At 62.6% G+C, this 18129-nt stretch carries 22 protein-coding genes; 4 read left to right on the plus strand and 18 right to left on the minus strand.

Going from position 1 to position 18129, the window contains the following annotated elements:
- Positions 1–10 precede the first annotated feature (10 nt).
- On the minus strand, positions 11–1039 hold the full coding sequence (locus tag FIU81_RS01085; protein ID WP_124111100.1) for a sodium:calcium antiporter: 1029 nt from the start codon (positions 1037–1039) through the stop codon (positions 11–13).
- A 159-nt stretch (positions 1040–1198) separates the two neighbouring features.
- Positions 1199–2023 (minus strand): 2,3,4,5-tetrahydropyridine-2,6-dicarboxylate N-succinyltransferase, encoded by an 825-nt coding sequence (gene dapD / locus FIU81_RS01090; protein ID WP_124111099.1) that lies wholly within the window; start codon positions 2021–2023, stop codon positions 1199–1201.
- Positions 2024–2107: 84 nt separating this feature from the next.
- On the opposite strand from dapD, the gene FIU81_RS01095 reads away from it, so the two are divergent.
- Both FIU81_RS01095 and FIU81_RS01100 read left to right on the plus strand, forming a co-directional pair.
- Positions 2108–2962: a TIGR00730 family Rossman fold protein gene (locus tag FIU81_RS01095; RefSeq protein ID WP_124111098.1), complete on the plus strand. Its 855-nt coding sequence runs from the start codon at positions 2108–2110 to the stop codon at positions 2960–2962.
- 60 nt (positions 2963–3022) lie between these two features.
- Positions 3023–3667, plus strand: coding sequence for a DUF4396 domain-containing protein (locus tag FIU81_RS01100; RefSeq protein ID WP_124111097.1), 645 nt, complete (start codon positions 3023–3025; stop codon positions 3665–3667).
- Between the two features lie 3 nt (positions 3668–3670).
- On the opposite strand, the gene FIU81_RS01105 is transcribed toward FIU81_RS01100, so the two are convergent.
- The 3 genes from FIU81_RS01105 to FIU81_RS01115 all read right to left on the minus strand — a co-directional run bounded on the left by FIU81_RS01105 (position 3671) and on the right by FIU81_RS01115 (position 5762).
- On the minus strand, positions 3671–3889 hold the full coding sequence (locus FIU81_RS01105) for a DUF2945 domain-containing protein (RefSeq protein ID WP_124111096.1): 219 nt from the start codon (positions 3887–3889) through the stop codon (positions 3671–3673).
- Positions 3890–3974: 85 nt separating this feature from the next.
- A complete protein-coding gene (gene rlmN, locus FIU81_RS01110; RefSeq protein WP_124111095.1) occupies positions 3975–5171 on the minus strand; it encodes a 23S rRNA (adenine(2503)-C(2))-methyltransferase RlmN in 1197 nt (398 codons plus the stop codon).
- Positions 5172–5240: 69 nt separating this feature from the next.
- Positions 5241–5762: an invasion associated locus B family protein gene (locus FIU81_RS01115; RefSeq protein ID WP_124111094.1), complete on the minus strand. Its 522-nt coding sequence runs from the start codon at positions 5760–5762 to the stop codon at positions 5241–5243.
- Positions 5763–5938: 176 nt separating this feature from the next.
- Between FIU81_RS01115 and FIU81_RS01120 the strand changes: the two genes are divergently transcribed.
- On the plus strand, positions 5939–6925 hold the full coding sequence (locus FIU81_RS01120) for an asparaginase (protein ID WP_254695965.1): 987 nt from the start codon (positions 5939–5941) through the stop codon (positions 6923–6925).
- A gap of 46 nt (positions 6926–6971) precedes the next feature.
- Here FIU81_RS01120 and serB read toward each other — a convergent pair whose 3' ends face one another.
- The 5 genes from serB to FIU81_RS01145 form a co-directional block, all read right to left on the minus strand.
- Positions 6972–7841: a phosphoserine phosphatase SerB gene (gene serB, locus FIU81_RS01125; protein WP_124111093.1), complete on the minus strand. Its 870-nt coding sequence runs from the start codon at positions 7839–7841 to the stop codon at positions 6972–6974.
- Between the two features lie 134 nt (positions 7842–7975).
- On the minus strand, positions 7976–9001 hold the full coding sequence (locus FIU81_RS01130) for a tyrosine-type recombinase/integrase (protein WP_124111092.1): 1026 nt from the start codon (positions 8999–9001) through the stop codon (positions 7976–7978).
- Between the two features lie 178 nt (positions 9002–9179).
- Complete coding sequence (locus tag FIU81_RS01135; RefSeq protein WP_124111091.1) at positions 9180–9683, minus strand: hypothetical protein; 504 nt, start codon at positions 9681–9683, stop codon at positions 9180–9182.
- A gap of 52 nt (positions 9684–9735) precedes the next feature.
- Positions 9736–9936 (minus strand): hypothetical protein, encoded by a 201-nt coding sequence (locus FIU81_RS01140; RefSeq protein WP_124111090.1) that lies wholly within the window; start codon positions 9934–9936, stop codon positions 9736–9738.
- Positions 9929–10147 (minus strand): hypothetical protein, encoded by a 219-nt coding sequence (locus FIU81_RS01145; RefSeq protein WP_124111089.1) that lies wholly within the window; start codon positions 10145–10147, stop codon positions 9929–9931. The genes FIU81_RS01140 and FIU81_RS01145 overlap by 8 nt, the downstream gene beginning before the upstream one ends.
- A 73-nt stretch (positions 10148–10220) precedes the next feature.
- Here FIU81_RS01145 and FIU81_RS01150 point away from each other — a divergent pair, with 73 nt between their 5' ends.
- A complete protein-coding gene (locus FIU81_RS01150) occupies positions 10221–10448 on the plus strand; it encodes a helix-turn-helix domain-containing protein (RefSeq protein ID WP_216644267.1) in 228 nt (75 codons plus the stop codon).
- Here FIU81_RS01150 and FIU81_RS16625 read toward each other — a convergent pair.
- From FIU81_RS16625 to FIU81_RS01185, 8 genes are read right to left on the minus strand one after another with little or no spacing between them, the layout of a single operon-like run.
- A complete protein-coding gene (locus tag FIU81_RS16625) occupies positions 10380–10700 on the minus strand; it encodes a hypothetical protein (protein ID WP_172971352.1) in 321 nt (106 codons plus the stop codon). The two genes, FIU81_RS01150 and FIU81_RS16625, sit on opposite strands and share 69 nt — an antisense overlap.
- Positions 10697–12340, minus strand: a complete 1644-nt coding sequence (locus tag FIU81_RS01155; RefSeq protein ID WP_124111087.1) for a tape measure protein — start codon at positions 12338–12340, stop codon at positions 10697–10699. The genes FIU81_RS16625 and FIU81_RS01155 overlap by 4 nt, the downstream gene beginning before the upstream one ends.
- Positions 12340–13404, minus strand: coding sequence for a phage portal protein (locus FIU81_RS01160; RefSeq protein WP_124111086.1), 1065 nt, complete (start codon positions 13402–13404; stop codon positions 12340–12342). The genes FIU81_RS01155 and FIU81_RS01160 overlap by 1 nt, the downstream gene beginning before the upstream one ends.
- Before the next feature lies 1 nt (position 13405).
- Entirely contained in the window at positions 13406–13924 is a 519-nt protein-coding gene (locus FIU81_RS01165) for a hypothetical protein (protein WP_124111085.1), read from the minus strand.
- Positions 13915–14520: an HK97 family phage prohead protease gene (locus tag FIU81_RS01170; RefSeq protein ID WP_124111084.1), complete on the minus strand. Its 606-nt coding sequence runs from the start codon at positions 14518–14520 to the stop codon at positions 13915–13917. Before FIU81_RS01170 ends, FIU81_RS01165 begins: the two co-directional genes overlap by 10 nt.
- Positions 14520–15779, minus strand: coding sequence for a phage major capsid protein (locus FIU81_RS01175; RefSeq protein ID WP_124111083.1), 1260 nt, complete (start codon positions 15777–15779; stop codon positions 14520–14522). The genes FIU81_RS01170 and FIU81_RS01175 overlap by 1 nt, the downstream gene beginning before the upstream one ends.
- A 3-nt stretch (positions 15780–15782) precedes the next feature.
- On the minus strand, positions 15783–16112 hold the full coding sequence (locus tag FIU81_RS01180; protein ID WP_124111082.1) for an HNH endonuclease: 330 nt from the start codon (positions 16110–16112) through the stop codon (positions 15783–15785).
- The gene (locus tag FIU81_RS01185; RefSeq protein WP_124111081.1) at positions 16103–17635 is read right to left on the minus strand and encodes a terminase large subunit domain-containing protein; all 1533 of its coding nucleotides are present in this window, start codon (positions 17633–17635) and stop codon (positions 16103–16105) included. Before FIU81_RS01185 ends, FIU81_RS01180 begins: the two co-directional genes overlap by 10 nt.
- Between the last annotated feature and the right edge of the window lie 494 nt (positions 17636–18129).

Raw genomic sequence — 18129 nt, forward strand, 5'->3', positions numbered from 1 at the left:
TCCGTGATAATCAACCAAAAACTTCGAAGAACGCAGCGGTCAGATAGATCGCCAGCATCGCGACCGATTCCACACCGATTCCACCCGGCCCGCGACGTTGCCGCGCGATCAGCCCGGCCAGCAAGACAGATGTCATCAGGATGCCGGTGCCCAACCAATACAGGTCCGACGTGCCGATCGCGTGGTAAAGCGAGCCGTCGCGATAGGCGACGTCCGAGGCGACAAGGAACAATGTGTCGAAAGTGTTGCCGCCGATGATGCCGCCCACGGCCAGTTGCAGCGCTCCACGGCGCACGGCGACCAGCGTGGTAACCAGTTCGGGCAGGGAGGTTACGACGGCGGTAATCAGCGAGCCGACGAGACTGGAGGTCAGCCCGAACCGTGTGATGAAGGTGCCGCCAACCTGACTGATGACCCAGCCGCCCGCGCCCATGATCGCGACAAGCCCGACGAACCTTAGGATGGGGCCGCGCGCCGACTTATCCGGCTCCGCGTCGTCTTCGGGCTCATCTTCGCGCGTGTCGGAGGTCTGGACCGGCTTCCACATCGGGTTCTCGGCCACGTTTGAAGACACACCGACGCCATACAGGTAGGCAAGAAACAGGATGACAGAGATCGGGTGCACCCCGAAATACGCGACATCCGGCCCCGCCAGAGCGCAAAGAGGCATGGACAGCAGCACGATAAGCATGACGCCCTGAAACAGGTTCGTCGGCTCTGCTGCCGCGTGTTCCAGATTGACCTTCTTGTAGATTGTGTCGGCCAGCGCCAGGAACAGCGTCTGCGCCGCGATCCCACCCACGGCGTTCGAGAAGGCGAAAGAGGCGTCTCCGCCCAATGCGGCGTCCACCGAAACCACCACACCCGCCAGCGATGTCGCGCCGCCGAGGATCAGGCCGCCCGCCATCGCCTCGCCCATCTTGGTGCGATCAGCGATGATATCGGCCAGCCGCGTCGCTTTAATCGACGACAGGACGACGGCCATACAGGCGACGAAGAAGACGCCAAAGAGGATCGGGACGGGAAGGTTTTCGAACATGACCGCTTAACCGTCCCGCGCCGGATCGGTTTCACAAAACCGCCCGATCGCCGTTTTAATCTTCAGCAGAACCTCTGATCATGACGCTCCTCTGCCCTTCATCGTTCCCGAAATACCTCGGGGGAGCCGCGCCAGCGGCGGGGGCAGAGCCCCCATCCGTCAGTCTCGCAGAAGCTCGTTGATCGCCGTCTTCGAGCGGGTCTTTTCATCCACCCGCTTCACGATCACCGCGCAATAGAGGTTCAGGTCGTTCTTCGTCGGCATCGAGCCAGAGACGACCACCGAATAGGGCGGCACCTCGCCGTACATCACTTCGCCGGTCTCGCGGTCCACGATCTTGGTGGACTTGCCGATATAGACGCCCATGCCCAGCACCGCGCCTTCACGGACGATGCAGCCTTCGACGACTTCCGACCGTGCGCCGATGAAGCAGTTGTCTTCGATGATCGTGGGGTCGGCCTGCAACGGCTCTAACACCCCACCGATGCCGACGCCGCCGGACAGGTGGACGTTCTTGCCGATCTGAGCGCAGGACCCGACGGTAGCCCAGGTGTCGACCATCGTGCCCTCGTCGACGTATGCGCCCAGGTTCACGAAGGACGGCATCAGCACCACGCCCGGCGCGATGTAGGCGGACTTGCGCACGACGGCGTTCGGCACGGCGCGAAAGCCAGCCTCGCGCCAGCGCTGGTCGCCCCAACCGGCAAACTTGCTGTCCACCTTGTCCCACCAGCCGCCGCCCTGCGGACCGCCCGGCTGCAATTCCATATCGCGGATGCGAAAGCCCAGCAGCACGGCCTTCTTGGCCCATTGGTTCACGTGCCATTCGCCATCACGCTTTTCCGCCACGCGCAGTTCGCCGCGGTCCAGTGCGTCCAACGTCTCTTCGATGGCTTCGCGGGTCTCGCCACCGGTGGCGGGCGTGATGTCGGCGCGGGCCTCCCACGCGGTTTCGATGGCGTCTTCAAGCTGGGTATGGGCCATGGGATCCTCGGGGCTATTGTGTCATTCGCTCTGGCCCGATGGCTATAGGGCCGGTATCTGCGCCCTGCAACTGATGGAGCCCCCATGTCCGAGAGTCCCGCATCGTCCCGTGGCCGGTCGCCCTTCCGCGACGCCCCCACCGACCGCAAGACCGCGGCGGAAATCCCCGACACGCCGCAGACGCGGGCGCCGGCCTACAAGCTGGCCTTCGCGGATGACGAGTTCCTGTGCAGTCCGGAATTGCGCCCCCTGCGCTTGCAGCTGGAGCTCATGAAGCCAGAGATGATCCTGGCCGAGAAGGGGATCGAATCCACCATCGTTCTGTTCGGTGGTGCGCGTATCCGCGAAAGCGCCGAAGATGCTCCGAATGAGGCTGTGGGCAAGATGGCGGCCTACTACGCAGAGGCACGCGCCTTCGCCAAGGCGATGACCGAACTGTCGATGCGAAGCTACGGCAAGCAGAACGTCATCGTGACGGGCGGTGGTCCCGGCGTGATGGAAGCGGGCAATCGCGGTGCTGCGGACGCGGGCGGCCAATCCATCGGGCTGAACATCGTGCTGCCGCATGAACAGGCGCCGAATGAATACGTCACCCCCGGCCTGTGCTTCAACTTCCACTACTTCGCCGTGCGCAAGATGCACTTCCTGCTGCGCGCCCGCGCGGTCTGCGTCTTCCCGGGCGGTTTCGGGACGATGGACGAGTTGTTCGAGTGTCTGACGCTGATCCAGACGGGCCGGATGCAGCGTGTGCCCGTGCTTCTGTTCGGACGTGAGTTCTGGGAGTCGGTCGTGAACTTCGAGGCGCTCGCCAAGGCCGGCACCATCGCGCCCGAGGATCTGGACCTGTTCCGCTTCGTCGAAACGGCGGACGAGGCGATCGCCGCCATCGAGAATTGGGACGGGGTCGGCACCACACGGGACGCCGTTCCGGGCCGCTGATCGGAACCGCACGGGCGGGCTTTCCATTGGAACGCCATCTGATGTGCGAAAGGTTTGCCGATGGCTCTGCTCTCGACCTGGTGGTTCCTGGCCGGTTGGCTGGTTCTGACGATTCCCAGTCTGGTGATCCTGATCCGGGACCTGCGCAGCAAGAACGCGCATCTGATGTCTCTGATGAAGGTCGTCTGGGCGCTGACGGTCGTCTACTCCGGCCCTGTCGGACTGGCGGTCTACTGGCTGACGGGTCGCAAGGAGATCTCCGACGATGGCATCTGGCGACGTGGCGCGCGGTCCGTGGCGCATTGCTACTCGGGCTGCGGGATGGGTGAGATCATCGGCGTCACGGTCGCCGTCGGTGTTATCGCGGCACCCACGTGGGGTGTGGCGCTGATCACCTTCACACTAGCCTTTACCTTCGGCATTCTGCTGACGGTTGGGCCGATGATGCAGGAAGGCACCAAGTTCCGGCCCGCCCTGAAGGATGCACTCATCGCCGAAACGCCTTCTATCGTGGTGATGGAAGCCGTCGCGATCGGGTCCGACATTCTGATTTCCGGAGACGCGACGATCGGCGAGCCATTGTTCTGGTCCGCACTGATCGTCTCGCTCTCCTTCGGTCTTCTGGCCGCCTATCCCGTGAACGTGATGTTGATCCGCTTCGGTATCAAGGAAGGCATGATGGACCCGCGTATGACGGGTGATTAGAGCTTAGGCCTTGCGCAATTCGCTGTGCGATTTCAGGACGATGCTGCCGTCGTCCTGCTCCAGCTTGTAGGCCGGTTCGTCATCGGATGCGTCGCGCGTGACCTCGTTACCGTCGATCTTCAGCGTGCGCTTCTGGGTATATTTCTGCTTCACGGTCGCCTGCGCGGTGCCGTTGCCCCAGTCCCATTCGACCGTGTCGCCTTCGGAATAGTGATTGCTCATGTCTTTCGTCCTTCGATTGCTTCGAAGGTTCAAAGCCCGTGATGCAGTCTGCGTTCCCGCGCCAGTTCGCCGCAAAGGTGCGATTTCACGCGGCCCCGGTCTCTGCCTCGATCTGGCGTCTGGACTTCCGCTCACGCTCGGTGTCGGATTTCAACTGCCCGCAGGCGGCCATGATATCCTCACCGCGGGGGGTGCGGATTGGGGACGCATAGCCAGCCTTGTAGATGATGTCGGCGAAAGCGCGGATGCGGTTGTTGGAAGAACGCTTGTGTTCGGTCCCCGGCCATTCGTTGAAGGGGATCAAGTTGATCTTGGCTGGGATGCCGCGGATCAACTCGATCAAACGATGCGCGTCTTCGTCGCTGTCGTTCACGCCCGCCAGCATCACGTATTCGAACGTGATCCGTTCGGAGTTCGACAGCTTGGGATAGGCGCGCAAAGCCTCCAGCAGCTTTTCGATGTTCCAGCGTTTGTTGATCGGCACAAGGCGGTCGCGCACCTCGTCGGTTGTCGCATGGAAGGACACCGCCAGCAGGCAGCCGATCTCTTCCGCCGTGCGCGCGATTTCAGGTACCACACCGCTGGTCGACAAGGTGATCCGGCGGCGCGACAGGCTGATGCCTTCGGGGTCCATCGCGATCTTCATCGCGTCGCGCACGTTCTCGAAGTTGTACAGTGGCTCCCCCATGCCCATCAGAACGATGTTCGACAGCAGGCGCGTCTCGTTCTTCGGGTGGTGCCCGGGTTCGGGCCATTCGCCCAGATCGTCGCGGGCCAGCATGACCTGGCCGACGATTTCCGCCGCCGTCAGGTTGCGCACCAGCTTTTGCGTGCCGGTATGGCAGAACGAACAGGTCAGCGTGCAGCCCACTTGGCTGGAGATGCACAGCGTGCCCCTCCCTTCCTCGGGGATGTAGACGGTTTCGACCTCATGCCCGCCAGCGATCCGCACCAGATACTTGCGGGTGCCGTCCTCTGACTCTGCCTTGCGCACGATCTCGGGGATGGTGATCTCGAACGTCTCGGCCAGCTCGGCGCGATAGGCCTTGGACAGGTTCGTCATCTGGTCGAAATCGCGTACGCCCCGTTCGTAGATCCACGCCCAGATCTGGCCCACGCGCATCTTGGCCTGTTTTTCAGGCGTGCCCATCTCGATCAGGGCCGCGCGCATGGCATCGCGGGGCAGGCCCACAAGGTTGCGCTTGCCACCATCTGGCTGCTTGCGCGGGATAGTTAGCACATCTGGCGTGACGGGCGGAGTGACGGGCGTTGGCGCGGTCATCGGGCTACTCTCGTGTTCGGATCGCCCGCATATAGGCGATCCGTTACATCGGATAAACCCCGGCGCGGTTTAGTTGCAGCGACCCGCCGCTTCGTCCAGCGCGGCGGTAAAGCCGAACAAGGAGAACGTGTCCTGCGTCTGCGTTCCGCGTGACGAGCGCGCCGTCAGTACCGCGTCTGCTCCGCGCTTCAGCGCCGCCACGATCTGCTGATCTGCTGACGCATCCTGCGGCCAGGCCCATTCGCCTTCGGTGCCCAGTTCGAATTCGGTGCCGCCGATGTTCAGGTTCACGGTCGATCCATCAGCAAAAGGATAACCGCCGGTGAACGACACTTCGCCGTTCACATCGGCGCCGGGACGGTAGGTCACGAACAGCAGGATATCGCCACGCCGGACCGAAACGGTCTGCCCACCGCGCGTATTCACCGTGTTGGTAGGGCTGGACACGCTCCAGCATTCCTTGGGATCGTCCTCGACGAACACGCTCCAAGCTGTCTCTACGGCTACCCGGTTGGTGCTTTCGTCCTGCGCAAGCGCCGCGCCTGCCGTCATCGTCAGTGCCACGGCGACCGATCCGATAAGTGCTTTCATCCGTAAAAGAGCCTCCAGCTCGCAACTGCCTCTGACCGGTTGGATGCACCCTCTTGTCGGGGCGCGCTCTGACACCGGTTCCAATTCCAATTTCGCGATGCAATCTTAGCGTCAATCAGGCGATTTTTGAAAGCCCTTGCGGCGAAAAATCGCTTTCACGGATAGGAGAGCGAAGTTTGGCCGATGCGACCCCCCTGATCGAGCTTTGGCGCGGTGACCTGAGCGAGAGCATCCATCGCGGCCATGCGGTCGTCATGGACGACACCGGACAGGTCGTTCACGCGTGGGGCGATCCCGATGCGATCATTTTCCCGCGTTCGTCTTGCAAGATGCTACAGGCGCTGCCGATGGTCGAGGCGGGCGTGAAGCTGTCTACCGAACGCCTGGCACTGGCCTGCGCAAGCCACGAAGGCGCGCCGGAGCATGTTGCGGCAGTGCGCGACTGGATCACCGAGCAGGGCTACTCCGACGATGACTTCCTGTGCGGCCACGAAGCGCCGCGCGACCGAGAGGCCAAGCACGCCATGATCCGAGCGGGCGGCAGTCCCGATCAGGCGCACAACCAATGCTCTGGCAAGCACGCCGGGTTTCTGCATTTCCAGCGGCATCTTGGCGCGAAAGGGGCCTACGTCGATCCCAACGGCCCGGTGCAAAAAGCCGTACGCGCCGCGTTCGAGGAGGTCACGCAAGAGAACAGCCCCGGCTTCGGCATCGACGGCTGTGCGGCCCCGAACTTCGCCACCAGCGTCAGCGGTCTTGCCCGCGCGATGACGGCCTTTGCTACCGCAACCGAAGGGCAGGGCGCGCGGCAGTCGGCGATGGCGGCCTTGCGTGACGCGATGATGGCGCATCCGTGGTTGGTGGCCGGAACCGGCAAGGCGACCACGCGGCTGATGGAGGCCGCTAAGGGCAAGGCCGCGGTGAAGATCGGCGCCGAAGGCGTCTACGTCGCCATGCTGCCGGAATTGCGCATGGGGGTTGCCCTGAAGATCGCGGATGGCGCGGGGCGCGGGGCCGATGCGGCGATGGCGGCGATCCTTGTAAAGCTGGGCGTTCTGGCCGCCACCGACCCTGCTGTCACCGATCTGATCGATGCGCCGATCCTCAACCGCGCGGGTGAACCTGTGGGCGCGATCCGGCGCGCCACTGGTTTTTGCGACTGACCCGTCTGCTTCATCGTTCTGCTAAATACCTGCCCCGCAGGGCCGATCAGCCAATTGCGAATTCGTCCGCGCTATAGCCTTGAAGATACAACAAGGCCGTCAGATCGCCGTGGTTGATCCGGCGATCCACCTCTGCGGCGACGATCGGCTTGGCGTGCAACGCGACACCGGCCCCCGCCAGATGCAACATGCCCAGATCGTTCGCGCCGTCGCCCACCGCCATCGCGTCGGAAACGCGTACTCCGCGCATCGCGCAGATCTCTTCCAAGGCGCTGACCTTCGCGTCACGGCCAAGGATCGGGCTGCCGACTGCGCCTGTCAGGGTTCCGTTCGCCTCGATCAACGTATTGGCGCGGTGCTCGTCGAATCCAAGGCGTTCGGCCACGCGCTTGGTGAACTGCGTAAAGCCGCCAGAGACGAGCGCGCAGTAGGCCCCATCGCGCCGCATCGTCGCCAGCAGCTCCGGGCCACCCGGCGTCAGGGTGATCCGGTCCTGCCAGACACGCGTGATGATATCCGTGGACAGACCCTTCAGGAGCGACACGCGCTCGCGCAGGGCGTCCTCGAAGTCCAACTCTCCGTTCATCGCGCGGGCGGTGATGTCCTTCACCCGCACGCCGACGCCCGCCACATCGGCTAACTCGTCGATGCATTCCTGACCGATCATCGTGCTGTCCATATCGGCGATCAGCACCGACTTGCGTCGCCCCTTTTCAGGCTGGATTACAAGGTCCACACCCATCTTCTGCGCCTCGGCCCAGACGTTCCATTGATTGTCCGGCACGGCGGTCACACGGAATTCCGCCGCGCTCGTTTCGTGCAGCCAGATCGCATCGCCGCCGCCCCAGGCGTTGCGCAGGGCATCCACGAAAGCGGGATCCAGCCGGGTGGCGGATATCAGGGTGACGACGTGCATGGGCGGGCCTTTCCACTCGTTGTGCGGCGCTTGTTCACCCGAAAGCGACAAGCTTCGCAAGTTTGCAGTTGCCGGAACGCAGGGAGCGGCATAGATGCGTCAGCGGGACACCCTTCCCCAACGAAGGGTGTGTGTCATTTTGAAATTTTCCTTTCATTACTGACAGTTAGTAGGTTGGTATTGGCGTCGTGTGCCAATTCTGTGCCAAAAAGAACGTCCGTCACGGTGCGGTCGGTCATGGCGTGTGCGTAGTGCTTGAGGACCGTTGCCGGTTCTTTCCAGCCGCCGCGTTCTGCTACGGTCTTCACGTCGATCCCGTTGTGCAGCATCGTCGTTGCGAAGCCGTGGCGGCAGGAATGCGGTGTCAGGGCTTCGATGCCCGCGCGTTCTGCGACGTTGCCCCAAACTTGGCCGACGCTCTCACCGCTGGCATAGCCGAACACGGTGTCACCGGGGTTCCGGTTCGACGGAACGTTTGCCAGTGCGACGACAACCTCACGCGGTAGGTGTGCTGTGCGGCGCATCTTGGTCTTGGTCGAGTTGATCGCGGCGGTGCGTTCGTCAAAGTCAACGTCGCCCCATGTCAGGCTACAGGCTTCACCACGTCGCGCGCCGGTGCCGAACATGAACAGGCACAGAGCTGCCAGATGGGGCAGACCATCGGCCTCAGCCTGTGCTGCGAACGCCTTGACCCATTCTAGCGTCGCGGGCCTTTTCTCTACACGATCTTCCTGAAACCGCTTGGCCTTCATTGGCGCACACCAGCCCAGATCGGCGGCGTGGTTGATGATGGCGTGGGTCGGCACGATCACCTGTCGATTGCGGGTCGCGGCCTTGGCGTCGGGGTAGAGGTTGATCGCAGACTGACGAATAGCGCCGGTCGTGATTTTGCGCAGAAGCGTGTCCTTCCAATGATCTTCAATACGATCAAGGAAGCGCGTTGGCTTTTCAGCAGCACGATAGGCGATGGCGGCTTGTGCGAACGTCACCCCTGCCTCCGGTCCATCGAGATGACCTTTCCAGGCGCGCGCTTCGACTTCCGCCGCGATCCTTTGGGCGATCTTTCGGTCCTCTGTGCGCGTAGATCCTCGTATGAGCCTTCCGGCGACGGTGCCCCGGTAGTGCCAGACCTTGTTGCGCTGGTGGAGCTTGAGGGGCATCGGATCGCCTCCATGAAGGTTGCCACATGGTCAGGCCACATGATGACTTTCCTACCGCACTTTGCATAAGCGCCTAGCGCGCGAACCTCGTCGCTGACCTTGCGCTCGGACATACCAAGATGCGCAGCCAGATCGGCAGGCGTGGTATAGTCTGGCAAAAGGGAAGCGCGGTCAGGCATCATTCGTCGCCTCGCATATACTTCTGAAATTCGGTGGGTATCGCGCTCGCCAGCACAGGAATGTTCACAATGGTGCAAGACGACGCATTGATTTCTTCAAAGGCTGCGACGTTATCCAATTCTTTCCATTGGAGCTGCCAGCCTTCATTAATGATCTTTGGATTGCCCGCCTCGGTTGTCCAGAAAGCCATAAGCTTCCTTGGCGTATAACCGTCGTCACGAATGCCAGAAACTGTTCGAGATACGTCAATTGAAACCGTCCATCCGATCCATAGGCCGTATTGAAGATCGACAGCAGCCGCCATGAGGTGCTGTCCGATTGCCATCGTCAGGACTTCGGTTCCTGAATACAGCCATCTCCCGTTGGCTTGCTCTTCGCCAAAGCCTTTTAGGATGCCACGATGCCGCCACCCACGTAGGGTGGCGGGTGCAACACTCGCAAAGCGCTCAATATCGCTCGGTGAGAATTTCCGCTCTACCATATTCATCGTAATTCTCGACACACCGTTGATCAGTTAACGGTGTTGTATCGGCAAAGCGTTAAGGGGTCAACACTTACTCTCCGTCTATTGCCTCCGCCATCCGATCCACGGCCCAGCCCATCGCTTCGACCGCCCCGATCATGGCGTCCCTGTCGTTACTCGCCAGCGGTTCGTCGGCGACACTTTGCGCCAGCACGGCAAACGATAAGGCGTCCAGCGTGGCCCGCACGTTCAACAGGTCATTGGTGGCGCGCTCTACTTTGTCCCTACACATCAAGAACGACCTCCAATCCGCATGACAGTTCATCGGCCATCTGTTCCGCGACGTACATCAGCGCGGCCTGTCCGTTCCTGGTAGCCAGATCGTGCGGGTCGAAGTTGTTAAGCACAGAAAGCAACCCGTGCAGATAGATGCTTTTGGTATGCAGTTCGGAAGGATCGGGCGCACTTTTCCCGTTCACCGCCGTGGGTGTTGCATCGGTCATTGCCGTGTTCTCCTAGTTGGTCTATGATCTCTAGGGATCAATATACAGGATGATCCGTAGGGATCAAGGGGCAATGACAGGCAATCAACTGCGCGCCGCGCGCTCACTCCTAGGATGGACGCAGGCACAGGTTGCGGAAGCGGCCAGTCTATCCATACCTACCGTTAAGCGGGCAGAGGGTGCCGGGGCAGTTCAAGCGTCAGCCGATGCCGTCGCTGCGATCCAAGCCGCTCTAGAAGCCGCTGGCGTCCAGTTCATCTCCGAAAACGGCGGGGGCGCTGGTGTCCGTCTGCGCAAATAGTTCTGAGTAGTAACGCTCTTTGGCGACGTTCTTTAAGTTCCGCCTAGCCGCACTGGCGAGCGTGACGCCGGATGGAAAGCGCACGATAAGCCCGTGGCTTCTCTTTTCCGGGCGATGCCGCCGCACCAGAACACACCCCTTCACCCGCACGGCACCGACCTGCGCCCGGAACCGCGCAAGGGCTTGGAAGCCCTCCGCGTTGGGATCTTCGTTCAGTACCTCGAAGTCTAGAACCTGTGGGACGCCCTTCATCGCGCGCCCTCCGATTGCACCCGCGCCGCCGGTCCTACCGATTGGCTCACAGCCTGTCCGGTAGCCTCCGCCGCAGACCTTGGGGCGTCCGTCGCTTGCGTCACCGTTTGGTTAACGGTCACGGGTGCGTTGACGTTGACCGACTTGTCGGAGCTGTCGTTGATCGTCGCCGCCGCGCCTCGTCGCATCATGTTGACGGGATCGGTCAGCTCGACGCCTAGAGCGGGAAGGTTGCGCCCGGCGTTGCGATCCAGCGAACGCTGCGCCTGTAGTTGGTTCAATCGGCTGCGGATGCCCTCGGGGTCAAAGCTATTGCCACCGCTCTCACGACCACCAAACACCCCAAGGTTGGGGATGACCGATCGGTCGAAGCCAGTCATCCCTTCAAACAGGCTGTCTAGGCGCTGCGTCCAGTTGTTGTTGGCGTTGAAAAACCCCATCACATCGCGCAGGGCGTCCCGCAAGCGTTCTACCGCACCGGCCATTCGGTCGGCGGCTGTCGCGGCCCCGTCCAGTTGCTCGTTCGCGCCGGTCAGGTCGATCCCGGCCCACCTCTCTAGCCAATCTAGGAAGCTGCCGAACACGCTGTCGCCGCCTGATTTCCACGTCAGAATATCGTCAATCGCCATCGCTATAAGGCCCAACGTAGCCATGACGGGAAACATCTTGATCCCCAATGCGATGAACAGGCCCGCGAACATTTGCAGGATCGGCTTCCAAGCATCGCTTGCGAACATATCGCGCAGGGTCGTCATGTGCCGGCCAATGCGCTGCACAGTATCCGATGCCATCCCGGTGGCGAATGTCAGGGCGTCGGAAAACCGCTTCGCCCATCGTTCCAGGGTGCCGTTCTCATCCATCCGATTGACCCAGCCTAGCAGGCTTTCGAGCTGCGCCTTGACGGTATCGAAGAAACCCGCCTCGCCAACCTTGAGCTGAAAGTCGGTCCACATGTCGGCCAAGTTCGACACGATGCCGTTGAACGTCCGCGACTGCTTATCCATCGCCCCGGTGAACCGCTCGCCAAAGTTATCGAGTAGGAATCGCCTGATATGCTCGCCGTTCTTCTGGACAACCTCTTGTAGCTCTTTGCCGTTCTTCGTGTAGCTGAACACCACGTCTTCGCCCGCTTGCTGCGTCGTGATGCCGAATGCCTTCAATCGCTCGAATTGGAACGTGCTGGCGTCGGTGAAGGCTTCGACGGCGCGCATCAGCGGTTCGTTCATCGCTGACGCCGCATCGCCTAGGGTCCGCATCGCTTCATCCGCTACAGGGTCGATACCCTGCGACTTGAGGCGCACGAAAGCCTCTGTGATCCCGTCCACTTCGTAAGGCGTCCGCTTGCCAAACTCTGTGATCCAATCCAGCGACCGCTGCGCCGCCGTGGCCGATCCTTCGATGGTTTCAAGCTGGACGCGGAAGCCCTCGAATTGCGCGCTGGTCTGCACAATCGAACGGCCCGCGACACTCGCACCCGCCGCCAGCGCCCCGGCGGCTATGGTTCCCCACCGGGTCGCGGCGACGGCAAGGTTCGCCATCGAATTGCGGATACGGTCCATCCGCTGTTCAAAGCGTTTGGCGTCGGCCTCGCCTCTGACCTCGAACCCCAAAATTGAAATAAGCTCATCCACGATAGGCATCAGTCGTCTCCATTCCAGTTAACCAGTTTCAGCGCCATGTCGGGATCGACGCCGGATTCCTTCGCCATCGCCAAGGCTTGGATGATTGCACCCATGGCCCGCGCCCGTCCGGCGGTGTCGAACGCTTGCACCGGACGCATCACGTCCAGCGCGACCGGCCCGCCCAGCTTGTCGCTTGCTTCCTCGGCAATCATCGCGGCGATGGGTTGCAGCACCCACTGCGCCAGATGGCGTTGGGCTTCCCGCACCATCGGCCCTGTCGTCGCTGGCGAGTTGAGACCGGGCAGGATACCGAACACCCCGTTGATCGCGTCCCTAGCCGCTGCCAGTGTCTCGCGCGTCATCGCTTTGGATAGGTCGGGCGTCAGGTCGTGGGGCTTCCAATCCTGCGCCGGGGCAGGTCCACCCGCCGCCGCGACGTTCACCGACTCGCGCACCATGACGCGGCCCCGGTGGCCCCGGAAGCCGCGCGACATTTGCTCTAGGTCCGTCTCAGGCGTTTCGGGATAGGGCAGGATCGTGCTGCCCAGCGGGGCGGTATCGTAAATCTCGGCAAGCGCCGTCTCGACAGAGTTCAGCAGGCCCGCCGTAAGCTGCGCCCGCCGTAGCGGTGCAGAGCCATACCAAGGCGCGCCCATGTCGCCGCCGATGCGGAAGTGCAGCACCTCAGCGGCCAGGACAGTGAAGGTTCGACCGCCGCCCGCTTCGGATACGCTGACACGGTAAGCCGTGGGTCGCCCGTTCCGGGTGCGCAGTTCCCAATCGCTACATGGCACCAGCCGATCTTGGATCAGGAACAGGGCTTCGCCACGCAAGGCCAGTGACCGCGCACAGAGCGCCAGTGACCGCCTGTCCAGCATGTCGGTGCCGTCCACGTCTGCCAGCCCTAGACCGCCTTCCCAGAGCGTCACAGCGGCTTGAACGGTCGCCGTCAGTTCCGCGATGCCGCGCCGCCCGCTGATATACGCCTCACGCGCGGCCATGATTTCGGCAGTGTAACCCGATCCGCTGGACCGCGCTTCGACGGGTTCGGCCCGCCGCTTGAATAGGTCGAGTAAGCCCATGTCAGGCCCTCCGATAAGGGCGCAACAGGTCAGCCGCGCCAGAGTGTTGAAGCGCGCGGCCCAGCCATGCCGGGTTGCGGTCGATCTCTGTCATTTCCTCGCCCACCTTGATTGACACATGGTCCGATCCCGATGGCACCTCTTGCGCGTCGTCTGTCAGGTATGCGGCCAACCGCTGGACAGCCTGCGCGACCGCCGGGGGAATAGGACCAGTACCCACGCTCGCCACCACGCGCCATGCACCGCTGCGGGGCAGACAGATGCCGCCAAAGGGCGAAGGGTCAGCATTGGTTTGCACCCACTGACCGCTTTCCCAACATTCGACCGTTTGGATCGTCGCGGGAGTTAGGGGCGGCATCCAATCGCCTGCGCCCTCGATCAGCCACGTCACGCTGCGTTCGGTGAAGCGATGCGCGATATAGGACTCGATCCGCTGCCAGATCGCATCTTCAATATCCCCCGCCGTGGTGATCGCCGGATAGGTCGTGTCGGCTTCGATCTGTCGAAGTGTCACCGCCATGCGTAGGCCCTCCGCTTGATCGGCAGGACCGCCGGTTCCACCGCTTGCCAGTTGCGGGCTTCCACCTGCGCTTCCGGGTAGGCTGGACGCGTCACGACTGACAGTTCGTATAGAAGGGCTTGGTGAACCGTGCGGATCAGCGCCATGCCTTCGGCGGGGTCTTCCTCGGCCACGCTTTCCGCGTCCTTCACAGCCCGTTCGGGCGGGATGCGGAAGCCGGGGGATATGCCAAGGATCAGGCCCGCACCCATCGCCGCTAGGAAGTCCCGCACGTAGCTCACGCCGGTCATCTCGGGCGTTATGCGCGCCTCGAACGTCAGGGCGTCGTCGGTGTCCTGAATGTCCAGCGTCCCGGCACCACGGCTTGCCAGCGGGCGGTCGTAGGAATGCCCGACAAGGAAGTGAATATCTTCCTCGGGCCGGTCCACGCGGTAGGCGAACGCACGGGGCGCGATCACCTCTTTACGGGGTCGCCCCCTACGCCCGCCATCCGTCAGGACAGCGGGCTTATTGTAGGGGAATCGACCAGAGAGACGGGTTGCCCCGTCTCCGCTTCTGCGCAGTTCAAGACTGCCCTGATCGAACCCGTGCAGCATTATTGCAGGCCCGTCAGGATTTCGAGCTGCGTTCCGCGCGCCACCGTTACGTCCATCGTCGCCAGCGCCGTGATGCGAAGGCCACCCGACTGCGCATCGGTGAACGGATCTCGGATAAGGTCCACAGAGCCATATCGTCCGACGAAGATAGGCGGGACGCCCCCGGCATTCGTGGTCATCAGCGCTACGCTTTCCGCTGGTGATCCAGCTGGTGCAGCGAGGCCGTTGGTCGTCAGCACCGTGCGCCCCATCTTCGCCATAAGGCGATCCCATTCGGAGATCGACAGGCCGGTGATCAGTTCGTCCATGCTATCGAAGATTTCGGGACGCAGCATCAAGTTCACCGCACCCGTCCCGGTCGCCGTGTTCGCCAACATGAAACGCACCGCCGCCGCCCGGAACGCCGCGTAGGACGCCGCCGCATCCACAGCGGTTTCGGTGATGCCGTAGGTCGAAGCGCCGGGAATGACGCCCAGAGGCTCACCATCCGCACCGCTGCCAAGGAACACCACGCGATCCATCTCGATACCGATGGCGCTGTTCATGTCGCGCCGCACCGCATCTTCCAGAGCCGCTCCGGATTGCTTTAGGCTCTTGCGGGTCAGCCGCATCTGAACGCCCAGCGTATGATCGGGGGCTAGAGCCTTATCGACGGTCTGGAACGCCTGCGGTGCGCCCACGTTGCCGGTTTCGCTCGTCTGCCACGCGACGGTTGCGCCTTGCGTCACCACCGGCCATTCGACTTCGCCGCTGTCGATAGTGATCATCTGCGCGCCCATCTGCGCCGCGACAGAGTTCGGGAACAGGCGGTCGATGATGGGACGGGTCTGGATCGGGTCAGGCGATCCGGCGGCAATGGTTTCGCCAGCGCGCACTTCCAAAGCGGCCCAGGGTACTGGGATGCCAGCACCGCGACCTTCCCCGCGTTGTTGGCGAAGTTCGTCAACGATTTCGGCAGTCTGTCCATCCATCGGGCGGCCTTCGTCCAAAGAAAGGACAACCTGACGAAGTTCGAACCCGGCCATCATGTCCGACCATTCGCGATCCGACCGGGTTTCGAGTTCGGCACCAGCTTCGCGGCGTTCTTCGTCTTCGGCCACCAGCGCCGCGCGGTAGCGGGTTTCGTTCGACCGATACTCTAGGTCGAGCGCATCCATCTCGCGGATTTCGTCTTCGGAGGGAGCTTCCTTGCCCGCCATCCCCGCCAATTTTTGACGGATTTCCGACTGACGCCGGGTGATCTTCACAGAGTCCAACATGGTCTACACCTCGTGTTTGTTGGGATTGCGCTGCATGTCGCGCAGCAGGGATTTCCACGCCTCGCGGGCGGGGTCGGGTCGGCCTAGACCGATCTCGATACGGGTCTTGCGGGCGTGACACCGACCGCAGAGCGTTTGCAGATTGGAAAGCGTCCAAGCCAAATCAGGCCGCGTTCGCACCGGCTCGATATGATCGACCTCTAGGCGGCGATGGGTGCCGCACTGGACGCACTGCCATTCATCGCGGTCGAGCGCATGGATGCGCAGCGCCTTCCAACGCCGGGTGCGGGTGATCTTTGCGGAATGCCGCTGATATTCCTTGATCAGCCCCATGCGAACCGGCCCCCCGATGCTTTGGGCGCGCTGGTCATGCGGATGCCTTGCGCCACCGCGATCACGGTTGCCGCCGCCGCGTCGATCCGCCCGGTCGAGCGAGATTTCGTCAGCTTGTGATTGCCCGCCGGGTCAACCTGCGTGATGGCGTCCGTGAAGGCAGACCGCAGCAAAAGCGACGGCAAGGTGCGGATCTTTTGTTCAAACAGCGCCCGCCGGAACCTTTCAACGTCTTCGGAGCCGTCCTTCCAGCCCATCCCGCGCCATACGCACGGCACGCGGTCCAACCCTGCGCCGCGCAAGGCTTCGATAAACTCGGCATGGCGGAAGCGGTCGCCCACGACAGCCGCCGGGGCCTGCCCGTCCAACAGGTTCACAACGTCAGCTAGGAAGCGATCAACGGGAACGGTCGTCTCGCCCATCGTGACCAGCTCGCGACGGTCGGCCATCTCGACATACCGGCTAGACACGCCGTCAGCCGCGCCACGGTCTGCCAAGTTTGGTTTCGTCGGGAACGCCCCCACGCATTCAAGCCGCCCCGTCTCGGGCCAGAACAGTGCCGCCGCTGACATGGAACGCGAACCGCCCAGATCGACGCCCAGCACGACAGGGCCAGCGCGATCCGGCAATTCATTGGGTGAGACTTCCGCCGCCATCCATTCGTCAATCGTGATCAGCACCGAACGGTTATCGGATGCGACCCTCTCGTTTCTGTTTAGATTCCTAAAACTGGAAAGCGCAGAACCGCCCCGCGCTATGGCCCGCCGCGCTTGTGCGACCAGCCATTCGGGTGTTGACCCGATACCCTCTTTCGCGCCGGGGTTGGCGATCAGCAGGCTTTCTAAATCGTCAGGCGGCAAGCCCGGATCGGGCCGGTGTTCCTGCACAAACGTGCCGGGGGGCGGTTCATCCAACCAGCGGCTAAAGGTGTTCGCGTCGTCGGGCGCACTGGTCGAGATGATCAGCGCCCGCCCGTCACGCTTGCCCAGACCGGACAGGATGGCGTTCTCTAGGTTGTCGCCCTTTTCCCGTTCCCACGCGGCCCGTTCGTCCAAGATCGCCAGCGTCGGCGCACCGCCAAGGATCGACTTACCATCGGCTGCGATGACACGCGCCAAGCCGCCGCCGTTCTCTGCCGTCTCGACTTCCAGCTTAGAGCCGCGCCGGATCGTGAATTGCGCTTGCTGTTCCTCGGGCAGTCCTTCGATGAAACCCAACAGGAAGCCAAACGCGATCTTGGCTTGGTCCCGGTTCCGCGCCGCGAAGATGATCTCGCGCTTGGGCTGCGGTGCGATCTCGCCGACCAGATGGCCTAGAGCGATGCCAGCCGATAGCGCGGTCTTGGCGTTGCCCCGTCCGATGGACAGACAGCCCGCCGCAACGCCCTTGGCAAACGCGCCCCGTACGAAGTCCTTTTGATACCGGGCCAGTTTCAGAGGCTTCCCAGCCGTCCGACCCTCTGGCACAACCAGCGTCGGCAGGAACCGCAGAGCCGCCAGCGCCTCTTTCGATGCGCGCGCCATCAGGCCATTCCCCCGGATTTTTTCGGGAGAGAGAAAGATACACCCCGCCCCGCGCTTGCACCCCCCTCCCAGAAGCCGGGGATTGGCACCATCGAATAGGTCAACTGTGCTGTCCTTCCTTCGTTCGTCGCACTACCTGCACCCGCTCCTTCCCCCCGATAAACAGGGGAAGGCCCTACGCTTCCTGCTCCGTATCCACGCGATGCCTTTTGTCGGTGGCCAGCCGCTTCCCCGCAGGCTTCACACCTGCCCGCATCCTGGTGGCCGTCATCGTGACTGCGCCGTTGATCCATTCTGCGTCCCCGGTCTGTCACAGCGCCTGTTCGCGCCTTCACCAGCCGGTGGGTTGTAGTAGTCGCGTATCTGGTCGGGCCTAGTAGGAGCCGGTTCCCGACCGGGCCGGGTGAGATCCCCGGAGCATCTCCGCCTTTGGCACGGGAAGGCGGCAAACCGTGGCGCAGCTCTTTTGTATCCATCGCTTTGCGAGAGGACCG

The organism is Palleronia sp. THAF1 (assembly GCF_009363795.1).
Taxonomy (GTDB): Bacteria; Pseudomonadota; Alphaproteobacteria; order Rhodobacterales; family Rhodobacteraceae; genus Palleronia.

Bases quoted from the DNA above. Each gene is read 5' to 3' on its own strand.
- FIU81_RS01095 (WP_124111098.1), top strand. From the start codon at position 2,108: ATGTCCGAGAGTCCCGCATCGTCCCGTGGCCGGTCGCCCTTCCGCGAC.
- FIU81_RS01165 (WP_124111085.1), bottom strand. From the start codon at position 13,924: ATGGCGGTGACACTTCGACAGATCGAAGCCGACACGACCTATCCGGCG.
- FIU81_RS01130 (WP_124111092.1), bottom strand. From the start codon at position 9,001: ATGCCCCTCAAGCTCCACCAGCGCAACAAGGTCTGGCACTACCGGGGC.
- FIU81_RS01115 (WP_124111094.1), bottom strand. From the start codon at position 5,762: ATGAAAGCACTTATCGGATCGGTCGCCGTGGCACTGACGATGACGGCA.
- FIU81_RS16625 (WP_172971352.1), bottom strand. From the start codon at position 10,700: ATGAAGGGCGTCCCACAGGTTCTAGACTTCGAGGTACTGAACGAAGAT.
- FIU81_RS01100 (WP_124111097.1), top strand. From the start codon at position 3,023: ATGGCTCTGCTCTCGACCTGGTGGTTCCTGGCCGGTTGGCTGGTTCTG.
- FIU81_RS01105 (WP_124111096.1), bottom strand. From the start codon at position 3,889: ATGAGCAATCACTATTCCGAAGGCGACACGGTCGAATGGGACTGGGGC.
- FIU81_RS01150 (WP_216644267.1), top strand. From the start codon at position 10,221: ATGACAGGCAATCAACTGCGCGCCGCGCGCTCACTCCTAGGATGGACG.
- dapD (WP_124111099.1), bottom strand. From the start codon at position 2,023: ATGGCCCATACCCAGCTTGAAGACGCCATCGAAACCGCGTGGGAGGCC.
- FIU81_RS01185 (WP_124111081.1), bottom strand. From the start codon at position 17,635: ATGGCGCGCGCATCGAAAGAGGCGCTGGCGGCTCTGCGGTTCCTGCCG.
- serB (WP_124111093.1), bottom strand. From the start codon at position 7,841: ATGCACGTCGTCACCCTGATATCCGCCACCCGGCTGGATCCCGCTTTC.
- FIU81_RS01180 (WP_124111082.1), bottom strand. From the start codon at position 16,112: ATGGGGCTGATCAAGGAATATCAGCGGCATTCCGCAAAGATCACCCGC.
- FIU81_RS01140 (WP_124111090.1), bottom strand. From the start codon at position 9,936: ATGTGTAGGGACAAAGTAGAGCGCGCCACCAATGACCTGTTGAACGTG.
- FIU81_RS01170 (WP_124111084.1), bottom strand. From the start codon at position 14,520: ATGCTGCACGGGTTCGATCAGGGCAGTCTTGAACTGCGCAGAAGCGGA.
- FIU81_RS01145 (WP_124111089.1), bottom strand. From the start codon at position 10,147: ATGACCGATGCAACACCCACGGCGGTGAACGGGAAAAGTGCGCCCGAT.
- FIU81_RS01155 (WP_124111087.1), bottom strand. From the start codon at position 12,340: ATGCCTATCGTGGATGAGCTTATTTCAATTTTGGGGTTCGAGGTCAGA.
- FIU81_RS01085 (WP_124111100.1), bottom strand. From the start codon at position 1,039: ATGTTCGAAAACCTTCCCGTCCCGATCCTCTTTGGCGTCTTCTTCGTC.
- FIU81_RS01160 (WP_124111086.1), bottom strand. From the start codon at position 13,404: ATGGGCTTACTCGACCTATTCAAGCGGCGGGCCGAACCCGTCGAAGCG.
- rlmN (WP_124111095.1), bottom strand. From the start codon at position 5,171: ATGACCGCGCCAACGCCCGTCACTCCGCCCGTCACGCCAGATGTGCTA.
- FIU81_RS01175 (WP_124111083.1), bottom strand. From the start codon at position 15,779: ATGTTGGACTCTGTGAAGATCACCCGGCGTCAGTCGGAAATCCGTCAA.